Origin of the sequence: Herbaspirillum rubrisubalbicans, assembly GCF_003719195.1 — a bacterium.
Lineage (GTDB): Bacteria > Pseudomonadota > Gammaproteobacteria > Burkholderiales > Burkholderiaceae_D > Herbaspirillum > Herbaspirillum rubrisubalbicans.
In genome coordinates, this window is the sequence record NZ_CP024996.1 from 3,060,684 (window position 1) to 3,082,678 (window position 21,995).

Here is a 21,995-nt window from a genome sequence, read left to right on the forward strand (position 1 = left end):
GAGTGAAAACTTCTTCACTCCCTGATCAGAAGTGCAAGGTCACACCCACCCCGAACTGGCGCGTGACTTCCGCCTTGTTCAGCCCGAATTTGGCGCCGGCATCCAGATCCACGGTCTTGTTGGGCGACCAGATCACCCCCAACAGGGCATAGGATGGCAGCGTCTTGCTGCCCACATTGGGGTTCTGCGCCACGCCAGTATCGGCCACCAGGCGCCATTGTTCATTGAGCCCATACCAGACGGCGGCCGAAGCGCGCCACAGGGTGCTGTGCTGCGACTGCTGGTCGCTGGCGAGCTTGTAGCTGTTGTGACGCAGGCCGAGGTTGCCATGCAGGGTCCAAGGGCCGGTTTCATAGGAAACGATGCCGGTCAGGCCGGCGCTGTTTTCACCCGTGCCCAGGCCCTTGGTTTCGTCGCCACTGGGTATGAAGAACTCGGGCTTGAGGGCCAGCGACAGACCATCGGCTTCGTAATAGCGCCATTTGGCGCCCACCGAGACATCGCCCACGCCCGTGCCGGTGGGGGACTGGAAGGTCTGCGGCAGGTTGAAGAACAGGTCCAGCTTGTCGGTCACCCCGTAGGTGAAGCTGAACGCACCGACATGGCCGGCATTGCCGCTCTGCTTGCTCCAGTCGGTATTCATTTCGAGCTGGATGCCACCACTGCCTTGTACTCCGGCGTCATCGGTGACCAACGGGTGAGCCGCGAAGGCGGATTGGGTGGCTGCCAGCATCAGCCAGGAAAGACAGAGAATTTTCTTTTTCATGAGAGACCCCTTATTTTTTTGCAAACAGTGTGGGTACGACATTGATCCACCCCTCCCCCTGATGACAGGCCCACACTTGCTCAGGGCGTGACCATGCACACCGCAAGCGGAGAAGACAAAGATGTGGTCGGAGCGAACCGAAGGGAAATCGCACCGCTGCCAAGTCGGAACACATTAACAAAGGCCAGACCCATGCATTGCCGACAGTAAGGGCGCAGGCAAGGCCTATTTGATGAATATGTTCTCCTGGGTGGCTGCGGTAAATGCCGTGGCTTTTACGGAAGGAACATCCGAGGCTGGGTTCATCGAACCTTGCGTGCAGCTGGAAGCGAGGCCACGCCAGGTCTGTGATGACGGGAGGGGTCACGACCAGGCGGCATGAGCACATCGCTCCTGACAGTCAACAGAGGCGGTTCAATTCCAGAGCGAGGGGGATAGTACCACCGGTGGCTGACAACTCTGCAACGAAAAACTTCGATTTTTCCTGACTAAAACTGAAGTTTCTTGTCATCGGCTCAGCCGGGCTGTTTCAGTGCCGCAACCAGTTCCGTGCCGAGATCGGGCAGCACCCTGGCCGGCACCTTGAGCAAGGCACCCCACTGGCTCCAGTCCTGGCTGATGTGGCTGCAGACGGAAGCCAGCGTGGAAATAGGCAGCTCGACCGGCCCACCCAGCCGCAACAGGCGCGGCAGCAAGGAGGTCCGCTCGGCATCGCTGGCCACGCAAAGATCGGCCACACAAGCGGCCAGCTCCAGTACGCGGATCAGGCGCTGCTGGCGATCCGCTTCATCCAGGCCGCTCTGTTCGGGCGCGCCATGATGCAGCACCGCTTCGCAGAAGAGCCGGGGAAACAGCCAGTCCTGCATCATGGCTGCGGCCAGCTCCAGATGATGGAAGCCGAAGACTTCCTTCTCCTGCGCGCGCAGCGCCGTCCCCTGCGCGCGCAGCGCCGTCCCCTGCGCGCCACTGCGCAGCAGCTCGCCGTAGCGGCGGGGCCGGGCTGAGGCCAGGCCGAGCCGGCCGATATCGGCCAACAGGGCGACCGTAAACATCTCGGCCGGCGGCGCCACCTGCAGCAGCTCGCCCAGGGCCTGGCCGGCACAGGCCATGGCAGTGGAACGGCTCCAGAAACGCTGGTAGTCGAATTCCTGGCAATCACCGCGGCGCGCCGATTCGGTCAGCGAAATGGCCAGTGCCATCTGACGCACCGCGTGCAGCCCCACCATCAGCAGCAGATCGATGTTGACCGCGGCCACCATGCGGCCCTTGTTGATATTGGGGATGTTGGCGATCTGGATCAGGCGACCGGCCAGGATCGGGTCGCCCTGCACCTGCGCCACCAGATCCGACAGGGCAATGTCTTCCTGCTGGCACATCTGCATGATCTTCAGGCGCACACCGGAAGGTGCAGGCAAGACTTCGGAGTCTTGCAATTCATGGAAAGTCTGGTGGTCAACGTAGCAGGACATGAGGAGTGGTCTTTTTAATTTATTTACTTGGCGATAGGCCAATTTTCATTGGCGACAAGCATACCGAATTAATCATGATTGTGCGTCGCCACATGAACAAGGCCTCGCGGCTATCGCATCACGCCGCAACCGGGTCAGCGCATCTACCTGGCCAGCGAGGATGGCGTGTTGCCTCTACCTTGCTGATGGATGGCGCAATAAGGCGTATCATCGGCCCGCGCAAGGATCAGACCACCCTAAGGAGATTCGTCGATGACACCCAAACAAAGCCTGCTGGCGTTCACCCTCACCCTGTCCAGCCTCGCTGCCGGCGCAGCCCACGCCGATGCCCTGGCCGACATCCAGAAAGCCGGCGTGGTACGCATTGGCGTGCCGCAAGACTTCGCTCCCTTCGGCTCGGTCAATACCGAGTTGCAATTGCAGGGCCTGGACATCGACGTAGCCAAGCTGATCGCCCAGAAAATGGGAGTGAAGGCGCAACTGGTCCCGGTGGCCAGCGCCAACCGCATCGCCTACCTGCAGACCCACAAGACCGACCTGGTCATCTCCACCCTGGGCAAGAATGCCGAGCGCGAAAAAGTGATCGATTTCTCCCAGCCCTACGCCCCCTACAACAACAGCGTCTTCGGCGTGGCCAGTATCAAGGTCAGCGGCCCGGCCGACCTGGCCGGCAAGACCGTGGGCGTGGCGCGCGGCACCTTCCAGGACCTGCAGTTGACCGACACCGCCCCCAAGAGCGCCACCATCAAGCGCTACGAAGACAACAACGCCATGATCTCGGCCTATGTCTCGGGCCAGGTGCAACTGGTGGGCACCGGTGACTTCGTGGCCTATGCCCTGGCCGAGAAAGCCCCCAACAACAAACCTGTATTGAAGTACATCATCCAGGAGTCGGCCTGCAACGTCGGCCTGAACAAGGGCGAGACCGCCTTGCTGGCAAAGGTGAACGACGCCCTGACAGAAGCCAAGAAGAGCGGCGAACTCAATGCCATCGTGCAGAAATGGCTCAATGTGCCGTTGCCGGCCAAGATGGCGGCAACTGTCCAGTGATGCAGTAGCAAGGAGGGCGAAATCGAACGTCATCTGCGTGCTGCTGTATATGAATTTCGATCGACTATTCGCTCAGGGCCATGGTCTTGATGGATCCGCTGGCCATTCCTTTCGACAGTGCAGCCCTCACCGCAGTCACGATGCCGATATTGCTTTATCGACCATCGGACGCGACTTATTTGCCGGCCGTCCACAGGAAGTTGTCCTGCCCGGACGGCATTTCGTTTTCCTTGACCCCTGCCCTGTTTCGTTCGCCGAACAGGAAACCTTGCTTTGCAAAGACGCGCCGGAGGTGGACCGTGTCGCGATACATCGACAGTTGGAAAATCAGATTGTGGAGTTTCTGCACAAGAATCTGCAAGGCTAGAACAAATCATGGATGACCAAGCAATACAGCATCGTTTGAAGTAGGGAATTACCGAAAAAATTCGATGGAGGAAAGGAATCCGGCTTGGCACAATGCACGGCACAAAAATGAGCGGCCTCTGATACGGGCGCCGCTGCCATGCAGCAGTCAATGACAGGGAACGCGTAGGGGAACACTTGATGCAAGCGTGGTGTTGACGACAGTCACACCGGCATTCGCCATCCATGGCGAGTGATCAACCATCAAGTTGAGGCGATCCCGTGATTCCAGACGTTCCCCCCCGGCATCGGCAGCCCACTGTCGATGCGTACCAGCGCAGTCCCGATCCTCTCTCCCCCGTCATCTCCGCCCTGTTCGGCCCCGGCCTGTCGCAACATGCGCGCCTCATCACCCTGGACGGCGCACAGCCCGATGGCTTGCCCGAATCCCTGGTGGTGGAGCGCTTCCACGGCCAGGAAAGCGTCAATGACAACTTTCATTTCGACATCGATGCGCTCTCGGTCTCCACCGATCTCGACCTGAAGCAATTCATCGGCACCGAGCTCACCCTGCGCCTGCTGCAAGCCGACGGCAGCCGGCGTGCCTGGCATGGCTACTGCACGCAAGCCTCCTGGCTGGGTGCGGATGGTGGCCTGGCACGCTATCGCCTGCGGCTGGAATCCTTCCTCGCCTTCCTGGAGCGACGACACGACAGTTTCCTGTTTCAGGACATGAATGTCACCGAGATCGCCAGCGCCCTCTTCAAGGAATACCCCCAGGCCAATTTCGCCCTGGACGTCACCCAGACACTCGCCAAGCGCGATATCTGCACCCAGTACCGCGAAAGCGACTTTCATTTCCTGCGCCGCATCCTGGCCTCGGAAGGCTTGAACTTCCGCTTCGAGCACCAGCAGGAAAGCGATGACGCCGGTCAGCAAGGACAACAGGGGCAACAGGGTCAACAACAAGCACGCCACAAACTCATCATCTTCGACCGCCAAGCGAAGATGCCAGCCATCCCCGGCGCCGACGACACCATCCGCTTCCACCGCGTGGCCGCCATGGAGGCCAGCGATGCCATCACCGACTTCAGCGCCGTGCGCAGCGTGCAATCCAATGGCGTGGCGCTGGCCAGTTGGCACCCGGAAAAGATCTCCTCGCCATCGGCCGAAGAAAGCTCCAGCCTGGATGCCGGTGACCTGCCGCTCTTACCTATCTATGACGGCACCGGCCAGCAGGACTTCGCCGACCAGGATGCCGCCGCCACCCACGCCTTGCTGATGCTGCAAGCGCTGGAGATGCAGAACAAACGCTTCGAAGGCGCCGGCGCGGCGCGTCAACTCGCCGCCGGCACACAGTTCTCATTGCGCCAGCACGACCACTATCCCGCAGGAGAAAACCGCTTCAAGGTACTCTCGGTCAAGCACAGCGCGCGCAACAACTTCGAGCACAATATCGCGCGCATCCTCGACGACATCCTGCCGGACAGTGCCCAGATATCAGATATCAGCACAGACGACGAACTGAAGGCCGGCACCTACCGCAACCGTTTCACGGTCGTGCGCGACGCCGTTCCCATCCTGCCCACCGCCATCACGCAACGCCTCAAGCCCACCTCCCGCGGCACCCAGACTGCGCTGGTGACCGGCCTGCCTGGCACTGCCGTCACGACCGACCGCAATCACCGGGTCAAGGTGCAATTCCATTGGCAACGCGGCCAGTCGCCCAATCCGGGCGGCCTGCGCGAAACCGGCAATCTGGATGACAAACAGGGCAATGCCCCCGGCAACGATGCCTCCGGCACCTGGGTGCGCGTGGCCGAAGCGCAGTCCGGCCCCAACTGGGGCAGCCAGTTCACGCCACGCATCGGCAGCGAAGTCCTGGTCGACTTCATCGAAGGCGACATCGACCGCCCCGTGGTGGTAGCCCAGCTCTACAACGGCAATGACACTCCCCCCTTCCCGGCCGGCGCCGATTCGGGCGTCAATCATGCCGGCACGATTTCCGGCTGGCACAGCCTGTCCCACGATGGCAGCGGCTTCAACCAATGGGTGGTGGACGACACGCAATCGCAGTTGCGGATGCGGCTGGCCTCCAGCCAGGCCAGATCGCAACTCAATCTGGGCCACCTGATCGACCAGGCCGACAGCGGCGCCCAGCGCGGCAACTACCGCGGCCAGGGCTTCGAGTTGCGCAGCGATGCCTGGGGCGTGGTGCGCGGTGAAAACGGCTTGCTGCTTTCCGCCACCGCGCGCCCGGCTGCCGGCGCCAGTGTCACCGGCACGCAGATGGATGCCACCGAAGCGATTGCCCAACTGAAAGGCGCCAGTGAACTCGCCAACAACATGGGCAACGCCGCCACCCAGCAGCAGGCGCTGCATAGTGCGGCAGCCTTCCAGGCCAAGTCCGACTTCATCGCCGCCATCGACCCGGCCGACCAGGGCAAGCATCCGGCCAGCGTCAATGGCCAGGAAGCCTTCAAAACCAAGGGCGAATCGCGCCAGACCGACGCCGCACAACCGGTCGAGAAATTCGCCAAGGCCACCGTGCTGATGGAGTCCCCGACCAACATCAACTGGGCCAGCGCCGCCTCCACGCTGCTCTATGCGGGCGAGAGCCTGCACTGGACCAGCCAGGGCGACACCCACTGGACCGCAGCCGACACCGCCAGCCTGGCCGCCGGCAAGGCCGCCACCCTGTTTGCGCATGAGGGCGGCATCCAGGTCTTTGCCGGCAACGGACCGGTCTCGCTCCAGGCGCATACCGATGCGCTGGAGATCCTGGCCGACCAGCAGGTGAGCGTGACCAGCGTCAATGACAGCATCGAGATCAAGGCGCGCCACAAGATCGTGGTGCAGGCGGGGCAGTCTTGCGTGACGCTGGAGGACGGGAACATCACGTTTGCTTGTCCGGGGACGTTTTCGGTGAAGGGGGCGGCACATGCGTTTCCGGGTGGGGCGAGTGCTGCGGCAAGCCTGCCACCTTTACCGAACAGCGTTGTGAACGTTAAAAATTCGCGGAGATTCTCCTTCTCACGGTAAGGAAGTTTTATGCTCATCAGCCCACCTTTTCTTCCTCCTCGTCTTGCCGAGGACGATGATGCTTATCTAGAGACAGCCATGCGTAGCCCGGAGCATGGAAACTTCCCCGTCAGCCATAAATTATCGTGGCACGGGGGCTTGCATCTGGAAGCTCCGGCACGCGACAAAGGACGAGAACCCGTGCGCGCCATTGCCGATGGCATCGTCGCCTATGTTCGACAACCGACGGCACGTCCAGCGACTGCTGCTGAAGATGAACAGCATGTACTTGGCTATATGGGATGGACAGATGACGGTTGCGTCATCATGCGACACGACTCCACGATCGGAGCCCAAAACGATACAGAAACGCAAGTACGTTTCTACTCCATCTACATGCATCTGCAGACGATACGCGGCGTCAAAGCTGGCCAAACAATTTATCGCAAGGCCGAGTTGGGCAGTGCAGGCTCCTTTGAGGGGCACGCCAACATCCTCCACTTTGAGATCATCTGCGATGACGACAACCTTAAAAGACTGATCGGCCGAAATACGGGTGACCTCAATATCACGGCAAACGGTCGTACCGATGCTGTCTTTGGTGAAATCTACTTTAGATTGCCTGCCGATACCCGGCTCTACCCGCGGCGTCCTCCTCTGACTGAAAAATCAGGCTCCGGTGAAACGGTATTGAACGAATCGCTGTTCGTCGGTGTACGTTTTGGAGGAGGAAACGCTTATGTCAGTACCTACCGTGCCGATGGGACTCGGGTGGGTGCAACGCTGACGGAAAACGATGCCGAATATGAACTTTACCGACAGGCAGAAAAAGTCGTTCAGGCATACAGAGCCGCACGTGCCAGCCAAGTACCGGCGCATAGTGCAGTCTATGAATTGCTGCGCTACGGACGGATCTTGGGACCTGATCGCTTGACGCCAGGTGACACGCCACACTGGCGACAGATAGCCACGGCGAATGGCCAAGGATGGGTGAATCTGAACGCCACAGGGGTTTTCAAGTACAGCGATGCCGATGCGCCCCATTGGGCTGGCTGGCAACTATTGATGGACTACGATGATCAGGATAGCCGCTGCGATATCGATGCCCTTCGAAAAATGCTGGACGAAGACGGCGACGGGATCACCACCCGATCCGAGGCAGAAAATCGACTGAAAGATGCAGAGGTTCAGCGGACCATGCGTGGCATGGTGTGTAAATTTCCGACTGAATGGCAACGAAGTGGCATTGCGGAGCGCTGGAATTGGCTGACCCAAGAAGGGCCTGATAGGGAAACCAGCGCGACGCCCAGCCTGAACGACAGCACCTACTTGTCTCAAGCGGACTTTCCCGAATTTCAGCGTTATGTTGAGGCGCTAGCTTTCTGGGAACTTGCTGCGCTGGACGATATTGGGTCTGCGCATTGGCACTTCCATCCCAGGAAATTCATTGAACACTTCAGAAAATGCGGCTGGCTAAGCATCGAGGAGATGAAGCACATTTATGCAGACAAGGAGAGCGTCTATAAAGATGTTGGTCAGTCAGGGGATACCGTCAAGGAAAAATTTCGGCTCGGTCTCAATCTCGTTTTTTCGGAAATATCTTCTCAATACGCCCGTCAGAATAGCCCATTTCTTTGGACAGGCTGCACAAGAAAGCTTTTTATTTATGGCCACACGCGAGGTTGCCATAAACGTCAGCAATGCAATCAGGGAAAACCATATCTCGGCACAAGGCGAAGAACGCGGATATCTTCAGATCACACCAGCCAACCGGAATCAACTATTGTTTTTTGCGGAACGTGGTCGGAAAGGTTATTACGAAAGACGTACCGACTTGGGCAATACGGATACGGGCGACGGCATCAAGTTTCGAGGCCGGGGGATGAAGCAATTGACGGGGCGCTATAACTATTCAGAGTACTGGGTATTTCGTGGCTGGCTTGATCGTAACTCTTACGATGCAGACTGGTTCAACAATGGACGAGAGGGGCCAGTAATTGACGATCCCCAAATCGTGGCAGACGTCCCTTACAACGCTGTGGATACCGCTGGCTTCTACTGTGTAAAAACAAATATTCTGAAAGCAGCTGATGGTGGGGCTACGGAAAAAGCTTCTGCCGCTGTAACTAAATTAGTTAATCCTTATGAACGCCCACCAGCACCGAGACGATTAAACGAAACATTATTGTCCTACCGGATATTAAATGATGAAAAATAAAGTTCTAATTTTTTCAATACTACTAACGGCGCTTCCTGTTTCAGGTACAGCTAATGCCGCGAATCTCGATTTTCGCAGTTCGTTCGGAGGCGGGAAGAATCTGTTTTCATTCAAACAGGGAACACGGACGGTTAAATTCCACCTCGATATCTACGTCAATGGTTGGTCCATCAACTGTCCTAGAACTCGCGCCGTCGTCTGGGGAGTCGACCTCAGCCCAGATCTATTAGGTGTACCGTCAGTAAGCAAGGTTTACATCATTAACCTTGATAAGAGAAAAATCATTAATCACTACACGATCACACGTGGTCCATTTGGCGCAGCATTCAGCGCGGATCATAAAACGGTGATAGTAGATGATTATGTGGTGGACCAAAATTCGGGAAAGGTGCTCAGCATGACGGATAAAGTAAAGATAGTCACTGAAACTTGTCCATCATTCCCTGGAAAGCAGTCGTTTTGAAAGCAACTTCAAATTTGCCGGCGAACTGATGTTCAGCAATCGAATAATGAGAGACGGCAAACCAGCATATCAATTTTGGAAAGACAAATGACACTCCGTAATACCGCACAAACAATCCTTACTTGGCGAGGGATTGACGCGAGTTCATCCAGCGGGCTATGCAGCGTTATTTGCAGCTGCTCTGGAAGCCAACGTCGATCGGATCACGGTCACTTCATGTTGACGTCCAATGTTGGGGTCGATCGCGCATCGGGCGGGACTAGGTATTGACATAAATTATTTAGAAAATACCCGCTTAAATAGAGCTGAGCCCGCCCGTTAATAAGGTGTACGTCATCGATCTAAAAACGAGAAAGCCGATCAATCATTTCACGAGAACGAGGGGCCCCTACGAAGCGGCCTTCAGCAGGAATCACAGAACAGCGATAGTGGATCACGATATCGTGGATCTGACGACAGGAAAGGTGGTCGATGTGATTTACGACATGAATCTTGATTTGGAAACTTGCCCCGCATTTCCCGGAAAGCAGTCGAACTAGTACGACTTCAGCTCTGTCAGCGCATAAATTCCCAATCACCTCAAATGATCTCAATGTTCACTCGCTTAGTCATCGCGTGTGTTGCCACGGCATCGGCAACGCTTGCCCTTTCCGCCACATCAGCACGGATCGAAGTGAAGCCAATTACGTACAACGGCTCGCTGCCTTATGTCGAATCCGGCGACGCCAAGCGTGACGCCCGCATTAACCATCGCATCTTCCTCGATTTGATCGCGCAGCCGGCTCCCGCCAGATATTCCGACGGCGTCAAGATGTCCAAGGAGCAGATCGGATTCCAAGGCAGCTCGGATTTCAGTTTCTTGGTGTTGCGCAACGATGATCGGATGCTGGCACTCGAGGTTGATAGCGAGGGCTGCGGTGCCTATTGCGAGCATTACTGGGCGCATTACAACTTCGATGCGGCTACCGGAGGAAAGATCGCAGGTTCGGACATCTTCACGCCAGTAGGAGGTGCGGCGCTGCTGAAGCAGAATCTCGCGAAGCGGCAAGCGGAGTACAGGAAAGCCATTGCAGACCTGAACAAGGAGGCCTTAGCCAACCGCAAGAAGCAGGGCATCACGATACCGTGGCCGCAGTCTATGCCCGACAGCAAACCAGACGAGGAAGAAGAGCGCATCGCGTTGACCATCGGCATGTACGAATCCTGCCTGGAGTCAATGCGCTCACCCGACTATGGCAAGTATTACAAATTGGATGATATCTCGCTGCAAATCGAACGTGAATCCATCACCTTTCTGTATGAGCGCTGCAGTAACCACGCTGAGCGGGCGCTGGACGACGTGGGCGAACAGAAGGTCACTTACAAAATCGTCGATCTGACGCAGTATTTCACTGCTTACGGAAAGTACTTGTTCATGAGCGGCCCGCAAGCTGCTCCGCGTGCCGAACCGTATCGGCAGATTCTGAAAGGCCGAGTGGGGCAGGCGGCCATCACACTAGCATTGTCCGAACTCTATGGCGACGGTTCGCTGTCCGGAAGCTACTTCTACGATAAGTACCGCAAGCCGATTCCGCTGAGCGGCAAGGTAAATGGCAACGTCGTTGAGTTCACAGAGTCCGAAAGCAGCGATACACCCAAACCGATGATTCGAGCCACGATCAAGGGCGACGAGCTACAAGGCCAATGGATTGGAAAGAAGACTCTCGATTTCTGGGCTGCACCCTGACCGGGAAACCTGTGGGTCTTCGTTCCGAGCAGATGGTTAAGCATCGCGACAGCGCGCCGCCCCGCCCCCGTCACTACTGCCTCCGCTAATCAGAACTTGCTCGACACTCCCAACCCCCACTTGCGCTCAGCATCCCCGCTATCGGGAAGCAAACCATTCGAATAATCCAGGCTCAAGCCCACGTTCTGGTTGAAGTTGTAAGTCAGCACCGACTTCCAGTAATGAATGCTGCGATTGCCCTGCAAAGCCTTCAATCCGGTATAGGTCGTGGTGAAATCAAACGGCAAGGCCGGATTGGTGGAAGACAGCGTGAACCCTGCCTGTGCTCCCAAACGGATGAAGTCGCGATGCTGGTCCACCACATCCGGATCGCCCCGGTTGATGTAGATACCATTGCGGCTCTGGCCGATCAGAATCGGCTTGAAGGCCAGCCCGTTGTTCCAGCGCAGGAAATCATTGAGCACACCCGGCCGCACCGGCGTGAGCGTGAAGTTGACCGTCAACAGCCGGCTGCCGTCGGTATTGTTGATCAGGTAATCGGGACGCGCCGTCAGGTCTTCGGTATTGGCCGTGTCGGCATGCGCGAAGTGGAAGGCCGACAGCATGCCCACCTGGCTGGTGCGCGTGGTGGTGATCTCCGGATTGCCGCTATCGTAGTTGGTGACCCGGTTTTGCTTGAAACCGACATAAGGCACCGCCTCATAGGTGCTGCCCGGCTCGCCCATGGGCCGCTTGTCCAGCGAATACCCGGCAAAGACCACCACATCATTGGTCCGCGACTGCGCCACATCGTCATTGGCCAGCGCTACACGGGCACGATCGACCGAGGCGAAGGCCGCCTTGTCGCGATGGTCGATGGAAAGCTGGTCAGGATTGCCGCGAATGCGCAGCGGATCCATCCAACTGGCCTGCTGTGACTGCGCTGCTGCACCTGCAGCCGGGGGCGTGGCCGGGCCAGCCACTGGCGTAGCCGGCGCGGCCGGCGCCACGCCCATGCGCAAGGCCGCATCGGCGTAGGCCAGCGTCGGAGCCGCACCTGACGCGGTACAGCGTAAGGCCACACGGCTGTTGTCACCGAAAAAGGCCACTACATCGCTGCGGCCACTGGGCTGGAAGCGGCCATCCTTGCCGTCCAGCAGCGATTGCACATCGGCTGCCATGTGGTCGACGTTGCAGCTATCTCCCTGGCAGGCTTGCCCGGCGGCCCTCTCCGCAGCACGCTTTTGCAGCAGCCAGGCCACCAGGGCGCGCGGCGAGTTCAGCGGCGCGGGCTCCTTACCCACCGACAGATAAGCCGTGCTCACGGGGTAGGTACGGATCAGGGTCGCGGCCAGTTGATCCTTGTCCAAGGTCTGGTCACTGGTACAGAACCCGCCGGTCTCGGCCGCGTGGGCCAGGGCCAGGCTGAAGGGGGTGGCCAGCAGGATGGCGGCGACAGGAAAAGGGAATCGTCGTTGCATCAGGGAGAAAGGAAGAAAGGGAGAAAAAGCAGGATACGGAGAGATGGAGTCGGACTTGCGTCCACGCGTGAAGAGCAAAGGCCGGCAAAGCCGGCCCAAGGAACAACGCGTTCAGCCCTGCGCCAGCGGCAGGCCCGGCAAGGGGCGCAATTCCAGCTGGCCCAGCAGGTAGGGCTGGATCACCAGCTTGTAGCTTTCAAGGTCAAAACCCTTGAGGCTGGCCGCCGGACGGCTGGCCAGCTGGCGGTTGTCGCGGTCCAGCGAACCGAGATAGCGCCAATGATCAATCACATGCACCTGCTGCCAGCCGTCGCCCTGCTCCACCAGCGCCATCGGTCCGGCATAGGGCCACGGCAGGATGCGCAGGTCTTGCAGTGCTTGCAGCAGGCGTTGCTGGTGCTGTTCATGCGATTCTTCGCCGGTGCAGGCGCCACGGCAGCGGCGGATCTGGCGGCCGAAGCAGGCCATGCCCGGGCTGGACGCCTGTTCCAGGCCAGTAACGATGCTGCATAGGCCATGTCGCTCCACCAGCTTGTGCAAGGCTTCCTGGGCGGCGCGCTGGCTGGTGTAGAGGCCGAACAAGTTCTCGGCACGGCTGGACTCGCGCTCGGTGAGCTCGGCTACCAGCGGCTGTCCTTGCGGGCTAATCCGCAGCGTGAACAGACCACGCTTGCTGCGCGGTTTCTTGTTGTGGGCCGGTCGCAAGTCGCGCAGCAGGCAGTTTTCCAGCAAGGCCGCGCCCAGTGCGCCCGCAGTGCGGCGACATTCGATGCGACGGGTGCGGGCAATGAGGAACTGATCTTCATGATGGTGCAACTGCGCCAGCACGCGGCTGCGCAGATTGACGCTGCGGCCCACGTACAGGGGCACGTCATCCACGCCGCGCAGGATGTAGACGCCGCAGGCAGCGGGCAAGGCATCGATGCTGGCGCGGTCGATATGCAGGGGATAGCTGAAGGTGGCGGCGCGATGCGCTGCTGGCTGGGGCGCATTGAAGGTGGCCAGGGGCAAGCCGGCCGGGCGCATCCCGCAGCGATCTTCCTGCTCCAACAAGCGCTCCACCAGCGCCACGGGCAGCTTGCTCGGCTGGATGGCGGAGGTCTGGGGCATCAGGGAGGGCATCAGGGGACGGGTCAACAGCTGGGTCAGCGAAGTGCTGTGGCTGAGGGTGTTCATGGCGTGGGCCAAATCCTTGTTGTTCATGTCACGTCTGGACGTGCTCTTCAGGTTGGTGGATGGCCAGGACACACCGGGCCATCAAATTAACGTGGATTATGAAGTTGGGGCCCGGGTGCCACAGTCGGCAGGAAGATGAAGATCGTGTAGGACATTGCCGCCTGTTGAGCTTGCCGCCGCCCCCTGTCTCCACTCAGACTGGATCGAAGGCCGCCAGCATGGCCTTGGTCAGGCGCTGCCGGGGCTGGCCGAAACCGGCCCAAGGGTCGCTGTGGGCCAGGCTTTGCAGCCGCTGGGGCATGGTGGCCACCTTGAAATGATCGGCCCGCACGCCCTGCTCCAGCTCTTCCCAGGTGATCGGTACCGACACCGGCGCACCATCGCGGGCCCGCACCGAATAGGCCACCACCGTGGTGGCCCCCGGGGCATTGCGCAGGTAGTCGATGAATATCTTGCCGGCGCGCGCCGCCTTGCTCATGCGGGCGATGAATCGCTCCGGCAGCAGCCGCGCCAGGTGGGCCGCCAACCGGTGCGCCCAATCCTTGACCACGTCCCAGTCATGCTCGGGGCGCATCGGCACCATGACGTGCAAGCCCTTGCCGCCCGAAGTCTTCAGATAGCTCTCCAGGCCGATTTCCTGCAACAGGGCGCGCACCAGTTGGGCGCCCTCCACTACGCTGGCCCAAGGCACGTCCGGGGCCGGGTCCAGGTCGAACACTACGCGGTCAGGCTGATCCAGCGCACGGCCGGTGGCGCCCCAGGCGTGCAATTCCAGTACGCCCATCTGGACGGTCGCCACCAGCCCGGCCACGTCATTGACCATCATGTACTGCGCCGTCCCCTCGCCTTCCGGCACCTGGATGGTATCGATGGCTTCAGGCATTCCCTGGCCGCTGTGCTTCTGGAAGAAGCACTTGCCGGCCTGACCGTCCGGGCAGCGCACCAGCGACAACGGGCGCTGCTTCAGTTCGGGCAGGATCCAGGGCGCCACGCTCTGGTAGTAACGGGCCAGTTCCAGCTTGGTCAGCCCAGTGGCGGGAAAGAGGATCTTGCCGGGATGCGTGAGCTTGACCCCAGCCACCATGACCGGTTGGGAGAGATCGGCGGGGCTAGGTCTGCGCGACGGGGGTGACGGGGGTGAAGGCGCTGTACCCTCCTCTGCGGCAGGCGCATCGGCTGCTACCGGCTGCTGTGTCTCGCGCACGATACTGGTAGGCGGCTTGTCTTGGCGCAGGGCCACGAAGCTGCCGTGGCGCAGGATACCGCTTTTGGTCCATTGCGCAAACTTCACTTCGGCCACCAGTTCCGGCTTGAGCCAGTGCACGCCACGCCGCTGCTGGCCGGTAGGGGGATCGACGAAAGCCGGACGATCCCGCTCCAGCCGCTGGAACAGCTTGAGCATACGGCCCAGCAGGCGCTCATCAAAACCGGTGCCGACGCGGCCGGCGTAGTGCAATTGCCCCTGATCGTCATAGACCCCCACCAGGATGGCGCCGAAACCGCTGCGCTGGCCGGCCGGATCGGTATAGCCGGCGATCACGAATTCCTGTCGCTGCTCGCACTTGAGCTTGAGCCAGTTGCGGTCGCGTCGGCCGCTATAGGGCGCATCGGCGCGCTTGACCACGATGCCCTCCATGCCGTGCTGGCAAGCATGGCGCAATACTTCATCGGCATGACCGAGGAGATGCTCGCTATAGAGCAGCAATCCCTCTTCATCACTGCCGGGGACCAGCTCGCGCAGCAGCGCCTTGCGCTGCGTCAGCGGGATGGCGCGCAAGTCGTAGCCATTCAGGTAAGGCAGATCGAATACATACAGCGCCAGCCGGATGCCGTCGGCCTGCTGACGGTCGCCGCGCACCAGGTTCTGCAGGGCTTCGAAGCTGATGTGCCCCGCGGCGTCCAGCGCCACCACTTCGCCATCGATCCAGGCCTGGTCCACCGGCAGCCGCGCCAGCGCCTGCACCAGCACCGGCCAGCGATGGCTCCAGTCCAGGCCTTCGCGGGTGTAGATGGCAGCCTGGCCACCCTCAATGCGACACAGGCCGCGATAACCGTCGAATTTCAGTTCGCAGAGCCAGTCTTCACCCTGGGGCGCCTGGTCGACCAGGGTCGCCAGTTGCGCCGGCATCACATCCGGCATCCTGGCGGGATGCGGCTCTATAGCATCAGCCTGGCTGGCTCCATGGGCAAGCTCGCTGGCCGCAGGCGGAAGGTCGCCGCGATCCTTCACGCTTTCCGGGCGCAATTCGGTAATGGCCGCGGCCTCGCCGGTCTGGGCGGCAGCGTCATCCTCCTTGATCAATAGCCAATTCTCCTTGCCATCGCGCTCCGGCTTGCCCATGCGCACCAGCGCCCAGCGGCCCTGCAGCTTGTCGCCCTGCAGGGTGAAACCGAGATGACCTTGCTTCAAACCGGCCTGTGGGTCGCCGTGCGGCAGCCATTGCCCGCGATCCCACAGCACCACGTGGCCGGCGCCATACTGCTGCGCCGGAATATCGCCCTCGAAACTGCCGTAATCCAGCGGATGATCCTCGACCCGTACCGCCAGGCGCTTGTCATGCGGATCCAGGCTCGGCCCTTTCGGAACCGCCCAGCTCTTGAGCACGCCATCAAGCTCCAGCCGGAAGTCGTAGTGCAGGCGCCGCGCATGGTGGCGCTGTATGAAGAATTGCAGCGGCCCCTGGGCTGAGCGGGCCGTTTGGCGACCATGACCTGAAGGTTCTGGCGTAATACTGAAGTCGCGCCTGGCGTGGTAGCGATCCAGGGAAGAAGCGCTCATGCCTGGGCCCTCCTGCTGTGGCTGCGGCTGGCATGGGTGCCACGTTGCGTGGCGGATTTATCGGTCGGCTTGCTGCGGGCGGGAGCCTTGGCGCGGCTGCGCTTGGCCGGGGGCTTGCGGGAGGCCAGCGCATGAACCTTGGCAGCGCCCTCTTCGGGCTTATCGCCAGCGGTCGGCTTGGCCTTGCCCCGCCCTTCCAGGCTACTCTTGAGCAAGGCCATCAAGTCCACCACCTTGGCACCGTTGCCGGCGGCAGCGGCGGCCTCCTCCGGTTGGGCCACTTCGTGGGTCTGACGGCGCTTGATCTTGTTCTGGATCAGGGCCAGCACATCGTCGCGATAGCTATCGTGAAACTGCTCCGGCGCCCATTCGGTCGACATGTGCTCCACCAGTGCCCGCGCCATCTCCACTTCCTGCGCGCTCACCGCTGACTTCTTCGATTTGCGCGACGGCACCGGCAAGTCATCCGGCGCGCGCAATTCGCTGGGGTAGCGCAAGGTGATCAGTTGCAGCATATCCCCCTGCGGGATCAACGCGGCCAGGTGCTGGCGGGTGCGGATGACGATCTGGGCAATCGCCATCCTGTGGCTGGCCAACAAGGTCTCGCGCAGCAGTGCATAGGCTTTCTCGCCCCCCTTGGCCGGGGCCAGGAAGTAGGGTTGCTCGTAATACAGGATGGGCACCTGCTCCCGCTCCACGAAGCTCTGGATATCGATGCTCTGGGTGGCCTCCACATTGGCCTGGCGCAGGTCTTCATCGGACATGAGAACGAACTTGCCCTCTTCGTACTGGTAACCCTTGACGATGTTTTCCCAGGGCACTTCGCGCCCGGAGGTCTTGTTGTAGCGCTTGTAGCCCACCGGCGACAAGTCGCGCTTGTCCAGCAGGGTGAAGTCCAGCTCATCGTGTTTTTCGGCGGTATAGAGTTCCACCGGGATATGGATCAGGCCGAAGCTGATCGCTCCTCTCCACAGTGCGCGTCGCATCGCATCCTCCGCAAGATCGCTGATGGGCCGATTATCGGAGCCGGGCAGCGCCTGCGCAGTCGGCCTGTTGATGAAGCCGGCGTAGGAATGTGCCGGGCCTGCGGTGCTGCGCCGTGGTGAACTGCGTCCGGGCGTCTTTCTCCTACAGGGATTTACCGCAGACGCCGATACAGGCGCCGTGCCGCCAGCTTTACCCTTGAGCGATACTTCTCCCCTCATCCTCATCTTCGTCCATGGAGCCGCCATGCCAACCACCGTTGCAGACATCCTCATCGACACGCTCTACCAGATCGGCGTGCGCCAGATCTTCGGGGTGGTCGGTGATGCCTTGAATCCCTTCACCGACGCCCTGCGCCGCGATAAACGCATCGAATGGATAGGCGTGCGCCACGAAGAAGGCGCCGCCCTGGCCGCCGCCGGCCAGGCCAAGCTGACCGGTCGGCTGGCCGTGTGCTGCGGCACCACCGGTCCCGGCGCCAATCACCTGGTGGCGGGTCTGTATGAAGCGCGCAAGGATCACGCGCCAGTGCTGGCCATCTCGGGCGGCGTACCCGCCGCACGCCGGGGTACCGATTACTTGCAGGAAAATTCACCCGATATGCTGTTTCGCGACGTGGCTGCCTACAGCCAGATCGTCACCAGCCCGGAACAGGCGCCCGCCGTATTTCACCAGGCCATCGCCCAGGCCTACGCCCAGCGCGGCGTGGCCCACCTGAACATTCCTGCAGATATCATCGGGGCCAAGGTATCGAGCACCGTGCCCAGCATTCATACCCTGCGCCAGCGCGCTGAACTGGCGCCGCCGACGGCCGACATCGCGGCGGCGGCCGAGTTGATCAATAGCGCCAGTTCGGTGGCCATCTTCGCCGGCAATGGCTGCCGCGGTGCCATCGATCCGGTACTGGCGCTGGCCAGCAAGCTGCAGGCACCGGTGATGCACACTTTCCGCGGCAAGGACCTGGTGGCCTTCGACCATCCGCACTGGATCGGCGGCGTCGGTCTGATCGGCGGCGCGCCAGGCACCGATGCCCTGCATGGGGCCGAGGTGATGTTGATGTTGGGCTCGGACTATCCCTATTCCGAATTCCTGCCGACCCAATCCAAGGTGATTCAGGTCGATGAACGCGGCTTCGTGCTGGGCCGCCGCGCGCCGGTCACGCTGGGCATCACCGGCTCGGTCGGACCGACCGTGCAAGCCCTGCTGGAACAGGTGGAAGGCAAGACCGATGGCAGCTTCCTGCAACAAGCCAATGCCCAGCGCGAGCGCTGGAATGCCAAGCTCGATAGCGCAGCCGAGATCAAGCGCCATCACAAGAAGATCAAGCCGCAAAGCCTCGCCCGCGCCTTGAGCGACCTGGCCGACGACGATGCCCAGTTCGTCATCGATACCGGGGTAGTCACGCTGTGGTGCGGCAACTGGATACGCCAGCGTGGCCAGCAGCGCCTGCTGGCTTCCTTCAACAATGCGGCGGTGGGCACCTCGCTGGGCCAGGCCAACGGCATCCAGGCCCTGGATCGCCAACGCCAGGTGCTGGTGGCGGTGGGCGATGGCGGCTTCACCATGCTGCTGGGGGAATTCATGACCAGCGTGGAACACCGGTTGCCGGTGAAGGTGGTGGTGTTCAACAACCGGGAATGGGGCCTGGTCCACCTGGAAATGGAAGAAGCTGGGATGCCCGCCTTCGAGGGCTCGGAATTCCCCAATGCCGACTTCGCCGCCTTCGCCCGCGCCTGCGGGGGCCAGGGCTTCACTGCGCGCACGCCGGATGAATTGCAGGACAGCCTGCAACAACTACTGGCGGCCAGCGGCCCGGCCGTGCTGGATGTCTTTATCGACCCGGCAGAATTGCCCGTCATGCCGCACATCAAGATGGAACAGATCTGGCGCTTCGGCTTGGCCAAGGTGAAGGAAAGCCTGATCGCCATGAAAGGAGGCTGAGCATGGATGCCCTTGAACAGCAACGCCAAGACTACGCCCGCCAATTGCGCACCCGCTTTGCCGATTACAAACGCTGGGCCATCGAACACTGGCCGGTAGCCGAGCAGCCGTTGGAAGACAGCGCCTTCATCGCCGCCGAGCGCGAACTGGAACTGATCACGGGCAGCATGTTGCACCCGGGTCGCCCCTCACAGAGCGCTCCCGCCGAGGGCCACGCCCAAGCGCAATACCAGGACGTGACCCCGGCCCCCTGGCCGTGACGATCACGGCCTCGCGCATTCTTACGCCGGGTTGCGCCGCACGCTTATATCGCCAGGGATCACAGCGCAGTAATCTGAACATCAGGCCGTATCGCGCACAGCACGTGCCGGTGCGATTTCTGAACAGAACAGCAAGGAGGTCAGCATGAGCGCAAGCCAATCCGACAAGAACAACAAGGACGACAGCAATCACCGTCCCAACCAATACGACACGCCTTCGGAAGTGGCGCTGGATGAAGCCAATGAGATGAGCTTTCCCGGCAGCGATCCGGTGGCCACCTCCAACATCACGCGCATCGACAAGGCGCCCGAGATGGACAAGGCCCGCAACGACCACCAGAACAGCAATCAGGTCAAGCAGAACAGCCCGGACTGATCGCCCGTTCCGCCCCCTACCACGGGCGGCCGGTGGATGCCGGCCGCCCTTTTCATTTTCAAGGGAGAGTCATGATGAGCAATCGCTACCATCAATTGAAGGTCGCCGTGCTGGTGACTGACGGCTTCGAGCAAGCCGAACTGCTGGAACCCAAGAAGGCGGCAGCGACAAGCCGCGCCTGTCGGAAAAAGGCAGTGCGCCACCAGCCCCGCCCAGCCACGAAAATGAAGCCTTCGCCGTCGCCCACGGTGAGTCACCGCAGAGTGATGGCTGATCTGACCTGCCAGCAGTAATCCAGCAGCGATGACGAATCGAGGGGTGTTTGCCCCCTCGATTTTTTTCGTTATGCGTGATGAACCTGAACCGGCAAGCGCAAAAAATGCCGCCCGGAACGATCCAGACGGCACTGCTTGCGGCGCAGACATCAGTCTGCGAACTAGCTCCGGCGTTGCACCTCATGCTGACGCATCGCCTCAGCCAACAGCAGCAAGGCGGCTTTTTCGGCTTGCCTGCGCTTCTTGCAGATGCGTACCGGCTGGCCGCCCATGTCATGCAGGTCCATATGCCATAGCTGGTCAACCCGGGTATCGAGATAGGCGACGTACTTATGCTTGTCCAGCTTGGTCACACGCGGCATGAAGTGGCCGGCTTGCTGCTGTTCGACGGATTTGGCGAAGTGTTTCATGGCAAGTCTCCAGGGCACGGGCGTGGGTGGGACGTCATGACGGGTGAAGTGAAGCTATTTTCAGCATAGGCGATGAAGGCGCGCGTGACAGGCTTTTTTACTTCCCACGCGCCTTGCCTCTCTTATGGCTTGGCGGCATCCAGCGTCTGCTTCATCTCGCGTCCCATCTCCAGGTGTCGCTGCAGGCCCGGCAAGGTCTTGGCGGCGAAGCTTTTGACGTCGGCATCCTGGGCTTGCTGCGAAGACTTCTGGAACAGCTTGACCGCATCTTCATGGGCCGACACCCCGATCATGCTGGCGTAGCGCTTGTCGAAGGTATTGCCCTCCAGCTTGTCGAGGATGGCCAGCTTGGCGCGCTGGGCCACGCTGGGCTCGGTAGGCAGGCTCACCTCCTTGCTGCTGGCCAATTGCTTGAGTTCTTCGTTGACGGTGGTGTGCTGGTCGATCATCTTCTGGGCGAAGTCCTTGACGGCCGGGTTGCTGCTGCGTTCCAGGGCGGCCTTGCTGGCTTCGATCTCGGTATAACCGGCTTCGGCAGCATTGGTCATGAAGCTCTTGTCCTTGCTGCTGATCGATGCGGCCGAGGCATCGAAGGACAAGGCAGCACCTGCCATGAGCAGCACGCCAGCGCCCAGCAGGCGGTGGCCGCGACGGCGTTGGGACGGCAGATGGGCCAGGGTGGTCGGGATGAGGTTCATGGAAGGCTCCTTCTGTTGTTGATGAAAATGGAAACAGATCGTCAATCCACTGTAAGCAGGAAAGCGGGCGGCATGAATCAGACAGCGCCAATGACCGCTGTAAGAATCGATGAGCGCGGCACAGCCAGGCTCAAGCCTGCGAGCCGCCCTGCTGGCGGCGCCGGTTGCGCAGGTAGAGCACCTGCCCCAGCAAGGCCGTCAACAGCAGGAACACGTTGGAGACCACGAACACCCAATCGCCCTGCAACAGGCTGTAGGTGACGAAGCCGGCAGAGGCGGCCAGTTGCCCGGCAAACAGCCAGTGCGAGACACCCTGGGTGGAACGGCTGCGCCACTGTTCATAGACCTGGGAAGAGATGGTCAACAACAGGATCAGGGTGGCACCCCAGCCGATGAGGTCGGTGATGTGATCGGACATGGTGATGGTGAAAGCCGCAAGCGGCCCGCAAAGCAGATGGTGGTGCGATGGTGGAACAAGCCTGGCGCGCAGACAATCAGCCGGCCTCGCAAGCCACTGTAGGAAGAATCGCATCCAAGCTGGCGTCGGTGCATTCGCACGCCGCTGCGCGAATCTGCCG

The 21,995-nt window shown here is 60.6% G+C and carries 20 protein-coding genes; 10 read left to right on the forward strand and 10 right to left on the reverse strand.

All coding sequences use genetic code 11. The features are described from left to right. Positions 1 to 25: 25 nt before the first annotated feature. Both RC54_RS13710 and RC54_RS13715 read right to left on the reverse strand, forming a co-directional pair. Complete coding sequence (locus RC54_RS13710) at positions 26 to 766, reverse strand: transporter (RefSeq protein WP_061789848.1); 741 nt, start codon at positions 764 to 766, stop codon at positions 26 to 28. A 515-nt stretch (positions 767 to 1,281) separates the two neighbouring features. Continuing rightward, complete coding sequence (locus tag RC54_RS13715) at positions 1,282 to 2,235, reverse strand: HDOD domain-containing protein (RefSeq protein WP_061789849.1); 954 nt, start codon at positions 2,233 to 2,235, stop codon at positions 1,282 to 1,284. Between the two features lie 252 nt (positions 2,236 to 2,487). Between RC54_RS13715 and RC54_RS13725 the strand changes: the two genes are divergently transcribed. Beyond that, positions 2,488 to 3,285 carry a transporter substrate-binding domain-containing protein gene (locus RC54_RS13725; RefSeq protein ID WP_058895703.1) on the forward strand — a complete coding sequence of 266 codons (798 nt, stop codon included), beginning with the start codon at positions 2,488 to 2,490 and terminating at the stop codon, positions 3,283 to 3,285. Positions 3,286 to 3,460: 175 nt separating this feature from the next. On the opposite strand, the gene RC54_RS25280 is transcribed toward RC54_RS13725, so the two are convergent. Continuing rightward, a complete protein-coding gene (locus RC54_RS25280) occupies positions 3,461 to 3,634 on the reverse strand; it encodes a hypothetical protein (RefSeq protein WP_156481310.1) in 174 nt (57 codons plus the stop codon). Positions 3,635 to 3,912: 278 nt separating this feature from the next. Between RC54_RS25280 and RC54_RS13735 the strand changes: the two genes are divergently transcribed. The 5 genes from RC54_RS13735 (at position 3,913) to RC54_RS13745 (ending at position 11,058) form a co-directional block, all read left to right on the forward strand. After that, complete coding sequence (locus RC54_RS13735; protein WP_244216345.1) at positions 3,913 to 6,672, forward strand: type VI secretion system Vgr family protein; 2,760 nt, start codon at positions 3,913 to 3,915, stop codon at positions 6,670 to 6,672. A 9-nt stretch (positions 6,673 to 6,681) separates the two neighbouring features. Then, positions 6,682 to 8,559: a M23 family metallopeptidase gene (locus RC54_RS13740; protein WP_123020453.1), complete on the forward strand. Its 1,878-nt coding sequence runs from the start codon at positions 6,682 to 6,684 to the stop codon at positions 8,557 to 8,559. Then, complete coding sequence (locus tag RC54_RS25285; RefSeq protein ID WP_156481343.1) at positions 8,534 to 8,869, forward strand: hypothetical protein; 336 nt, start codon at positions 8,534 to 8,536, stop codon at positions 8,867 to 8,869. The genes RC54_RS13740 and RC54_RS25285 overlap by 26 nt, the downstream gene beginning before the upstream one ends. Continuing rightward, positions 8,856 to 9,332: a YncE family protein gene (locus RC54_RS25290; RefSeq protein ID WP_156481342.1), complete on the forward strand. Its 477-nt coding sequence runs from the start codon at positions 8,856 to 8,858 to the stop codon at positions 9,330 to 9,332. Before RC54_RS25285 ends, RC54_RS25290 begins: the two co-directional genes overlap by 14 nt. A 592-nt stretch (positions 9,333 to 9,924) precedes the next feature. Next, on the forward strand, positions 9,925 to 11,058 hold the full coding sequence (locus RC54_RS13745) for a hypothetical protein (protein ID WP_061790514.1): 1,134 nt from the start codon (positions 9,925 to 9,927) through the stop codon (positions 11,056 to 11,058). A gap of 89 nt (positions 11,059 to 11,147) precedes the next feature. Here the strand turns inward: RC54_RS13745 and RC54_RS13750 are convergent, their stop codons facing one another. From RC54_RS13750 to ku, 4 genes are all read right to left on the reverse strand, one after another. Beyond that, positions 11,148 to 12,518, reverse strand: coding sequence for a hypothetical protein (locus tag RC54_RS13750; RefSeq protein ID WP_244216346.1), 1,371 nt, complete (start codon positions 12,516 to 12,518; stop codon positions 11,148 to 11,150). 111 nt (positions 12,519 to 12,629) lie between these two features. Continuing rightward, complete coding sequence (locus tag RC54_RS13755; protein ID WP_244216347.1) at positions 12,630 to 13,694, reverse strand: nucleotide excision repair endonuclease; 1,065 nt, start codon at positions 13,692 to 13,694, stop codon at positions 12,630 to 12,632. A 193-nt stretch (positions 13,695 to 13,887) separates the two neighbouring features. Next, positions 13,888 to 16,473 carry a DNA ligase D gene (gene ligD / locus RC54_RS13760; RefSeq protein ID WP_061790512.1) on the reverse strand — a complete coding sequence of 862 codons (2,586 nt, stop codon included), beginning with the start codon at positions 16,471 to 16,473 and terminating at the stop codon, positions 13,888 to 13,890. Next, complete coding sequence (gene ku / locus RC54_RS13765) at positions 16,470 to 17,459, reverse strand: non-homologous end joining protein Ku (RefSeq protein WP_061790511.1); 990 nt, start codon at positions 17,457 to 17,459, stop codon at positions 16,470 to 16,472. The genes ligD and ku overlap by 4 nt, the downstream gene beginning before the upstream one ends. Before the next feature lie 244 nt (positions 17,460 to 17,703). On the opposite strand from ku, the gene RC54_RS13770 reads away from it, so the two are divergent. From RC54_RS13770 to RC54_RS25295, 4 genes are all read left to right on the forward strand, one after another. After that, on the forward strand, positions 17,704 to 19,398 hold the full coding sequence (locus tag RC54_RS13770; RefSeq protein ID WP_061790510.1) for a thiamine pyrophosphate-binding protein: 1,695 nt from the start codon (positions 17,704 to 17,706) through the stop codon (positions 19,396 to 19,398). A 2-nt stretch (positions 19,399 to 19,400) separates the two neighbouring features. Continuing rightward, the gene (locus tag RC54_RS13775; RefSeq protein ID WP_058895711.1) at positions 19,401 to 19,658 is read left to right on the forward strand and encodes a hypothetical protein; all 258 of its coding nucleotides are present in this window, start codon (positions 19,401 to 19,403) and stop codon (positions 19,656 to 19,658) included. A 145-nt stretch (positions 19,659 to 19,803) separates the two neighbouring features. Next, positions 19,804 to 20,034 carry a hypothetical protein gene (locus RC54_RS13780; protein WP_061790509.1) on the forward strand — a complete coding sequence of 77 codons (231 nt, stop codon included), beginning with the start codon at positions 19,804 to 19,806 and terminating at the stop codon, positions 20,032 to 20,034. Between the two features lie 71 nt (positions 20,035 to 20,105). Next, entirely contained in the window at positions 20,106 to 20,327 is a 222-nt protein-coding gene (locus RC54_RS25295; RefSeq protein ID WP_156481341.1) for a hypothetical protein, read from the forward strand. Positions 20,328 to 20,470: 143 nt separating this feature from the next. Here RC54_RS25295 and RC54_RS13790 read toward each other — a convergent pair whose 3' ends face one another. The 3 genes from RC54_RS13790 to RC54_RS13800 all read right to left on the reverse strand — a co-directional run bounded on the left by RC54_RS13790 (position 20,471) and on the right by RC54_RS13800 (position 21,835). Continuing rightward, entirely contained in the window at positions 20,471 to 20,719 is a 249-nt protein-coding gene (locus RC54_RS13790) for a hypothetical protein (RefSeq protein ID WP_044527909.1), read from the reverse strand. Between the two features lie 122 nt (positions 20,720 to 20,841). Continuing rightward, positions 20,842 to 21,417, reverse strand: coding sequence for a DUF4142 domain-containing protein (locus RC54_RS13795; protein WP_061790507.1), 576 nt, complete (start codon positions 21,415 to 21,417; stop codon positions 20,842 to 20,844). A 130-nt stretch (positions 21,418 to 21,547) separates the two neighbouring features. Beyond that, on the reverse strand, positions 21,548 to 21,835 hold the full coding sequence (locus RC54_RS13800) for a SemiSWEET family transporter (protein ID WP_231738631.1): 288 nt from the start codon (positions 21,833 to 21,835) through the stop codon (positions 21,548 to 21,550). Between the last annotated feature and the right edge of the window lie 160 nt (positions 21,836 to 21,995).

Bases quoted from the DNA above. Each gene is read 5' to 3' on its own strand.
- RC54_RS13800 (WP_231738631.1), bottom strand. From the start codon at position 21,835: ATGTCCGATCACATCACCGACCTCATCGGCTGGGGTGCCACCCTGATC.
- ku (WP_061790511.1), bottom strand. From the start codon at position 17,459: ATGCGACGCGCACTGTGGAGAGGAGCGATCAGCTTCGGCCTGATCCAT.
- RC54_RS13795 (WP_061790507.1), bottom strand. From the start codon at position 21,417: ATGAACCTCATCCCGACCACCCTGGCCCATCTGCCGTCCCAACGCCGT.
- RC54_RS13755 (WP_244216347.1), bottom strand. From the start codon at position 13,694: ATGAACACCCTCAGCCACAGCACTTCGCTGACCCAGCTGTTGACCCGT.
- RC54_RS25295 (WP_156481341.1), top strand. From the start codon at position 20,106: ATGATGAGCAATCGCTACCATCAATTGAAGGTCGCCGTGCTGGTGACT.
- RC54_RS25290 (WP_156481342.1), top strand. From the start codon at position 8,856: ATGATGAAAAATAAAGTTCTAATTTTTTCAATACTACTAACGGCGCTT.
- RC54_RS13750 (WP_244216346.1), bottom strand. From the start codon at position 12,518: ATGCAACGACGATTCCCTTTTCCTGTCGCCGCCATCCTGCTGGCCACC.
- RC54_RS25285 (WP_156481343.1), top strand. From the start codon at position 8,534: ATGAAGCAATTGACGGGGCGCTATAACTATTCAGAGTACTGGGTATTT.
- RC54_RS13745 (WP_061790514.1), top strand. From the start codon at position 9,925: ATGTTCACTCGCTTAGTCATCGCGTGTGTTGCCACGGCATCGGCAACG.
- RC54_RS13775 (WP_058895711.1), top strand. From the start codon at position 19,401: ATGGATGCCCTTGAACAGCAACGCCAAGACTACGCCCGCCAATTGCGC.
- RC54_RS13740 (WP_123020453.1), top strand. From the start codon at position 6,682: ATGCTCATCAGCCCACCTTTTCTTCCTCCTCGTCTTGCCGAGGACGAT.
- RC54_RS13715 (WP_061789849.1), bottom strand. From the start codon at position 2,235: ATGTCCTGCTACGTTGACCACCAGACTTTCCATGAATTGCAAGACTCC.
- RC54_RS13780 (WP_061790509.1), top strand. From the start codon at position 19,804: ATGAGCGCAAGCCAATCCGACAAGAACAACAAGGACGACAGCAATCAC.
- RC54_RS13790 (WP_044527909.1), bottom strand. From the start codon at position 20,719: ATGAAACACTTCGCCAAATCCGTCGAACAGCAGCAAGCCGGCCACTTC.
- RC54_RS13710 (WP_061789848.1), bottom strand. From the start codon at position 766: ATGAAAAAGAAAATTCTCTGTCTTTCCTGGCTGATGCTGGCAGCCACC.
- RC54_RS13770 (WP_061790510.1), top strand. From the start codon at position 17,704: ATGCCAACCACCGTTGCAGACATCCTCATCGACACGCTCTACCAGATC.
- RC54_RS13725 (WP_058895703.1), top strand. From the start codon at position 2,488: ATGACACCCAAACAAAGCCTGCTGGCGTTCACCCTCACCCTGTCCAGC.
- ligD (WP_061790512.1), bottom strand. From the start codon at position 16,473: ATGAGCGCTTCTTCCCTGGATCGCTACCACGCCAGGCGCGACTTCAGT.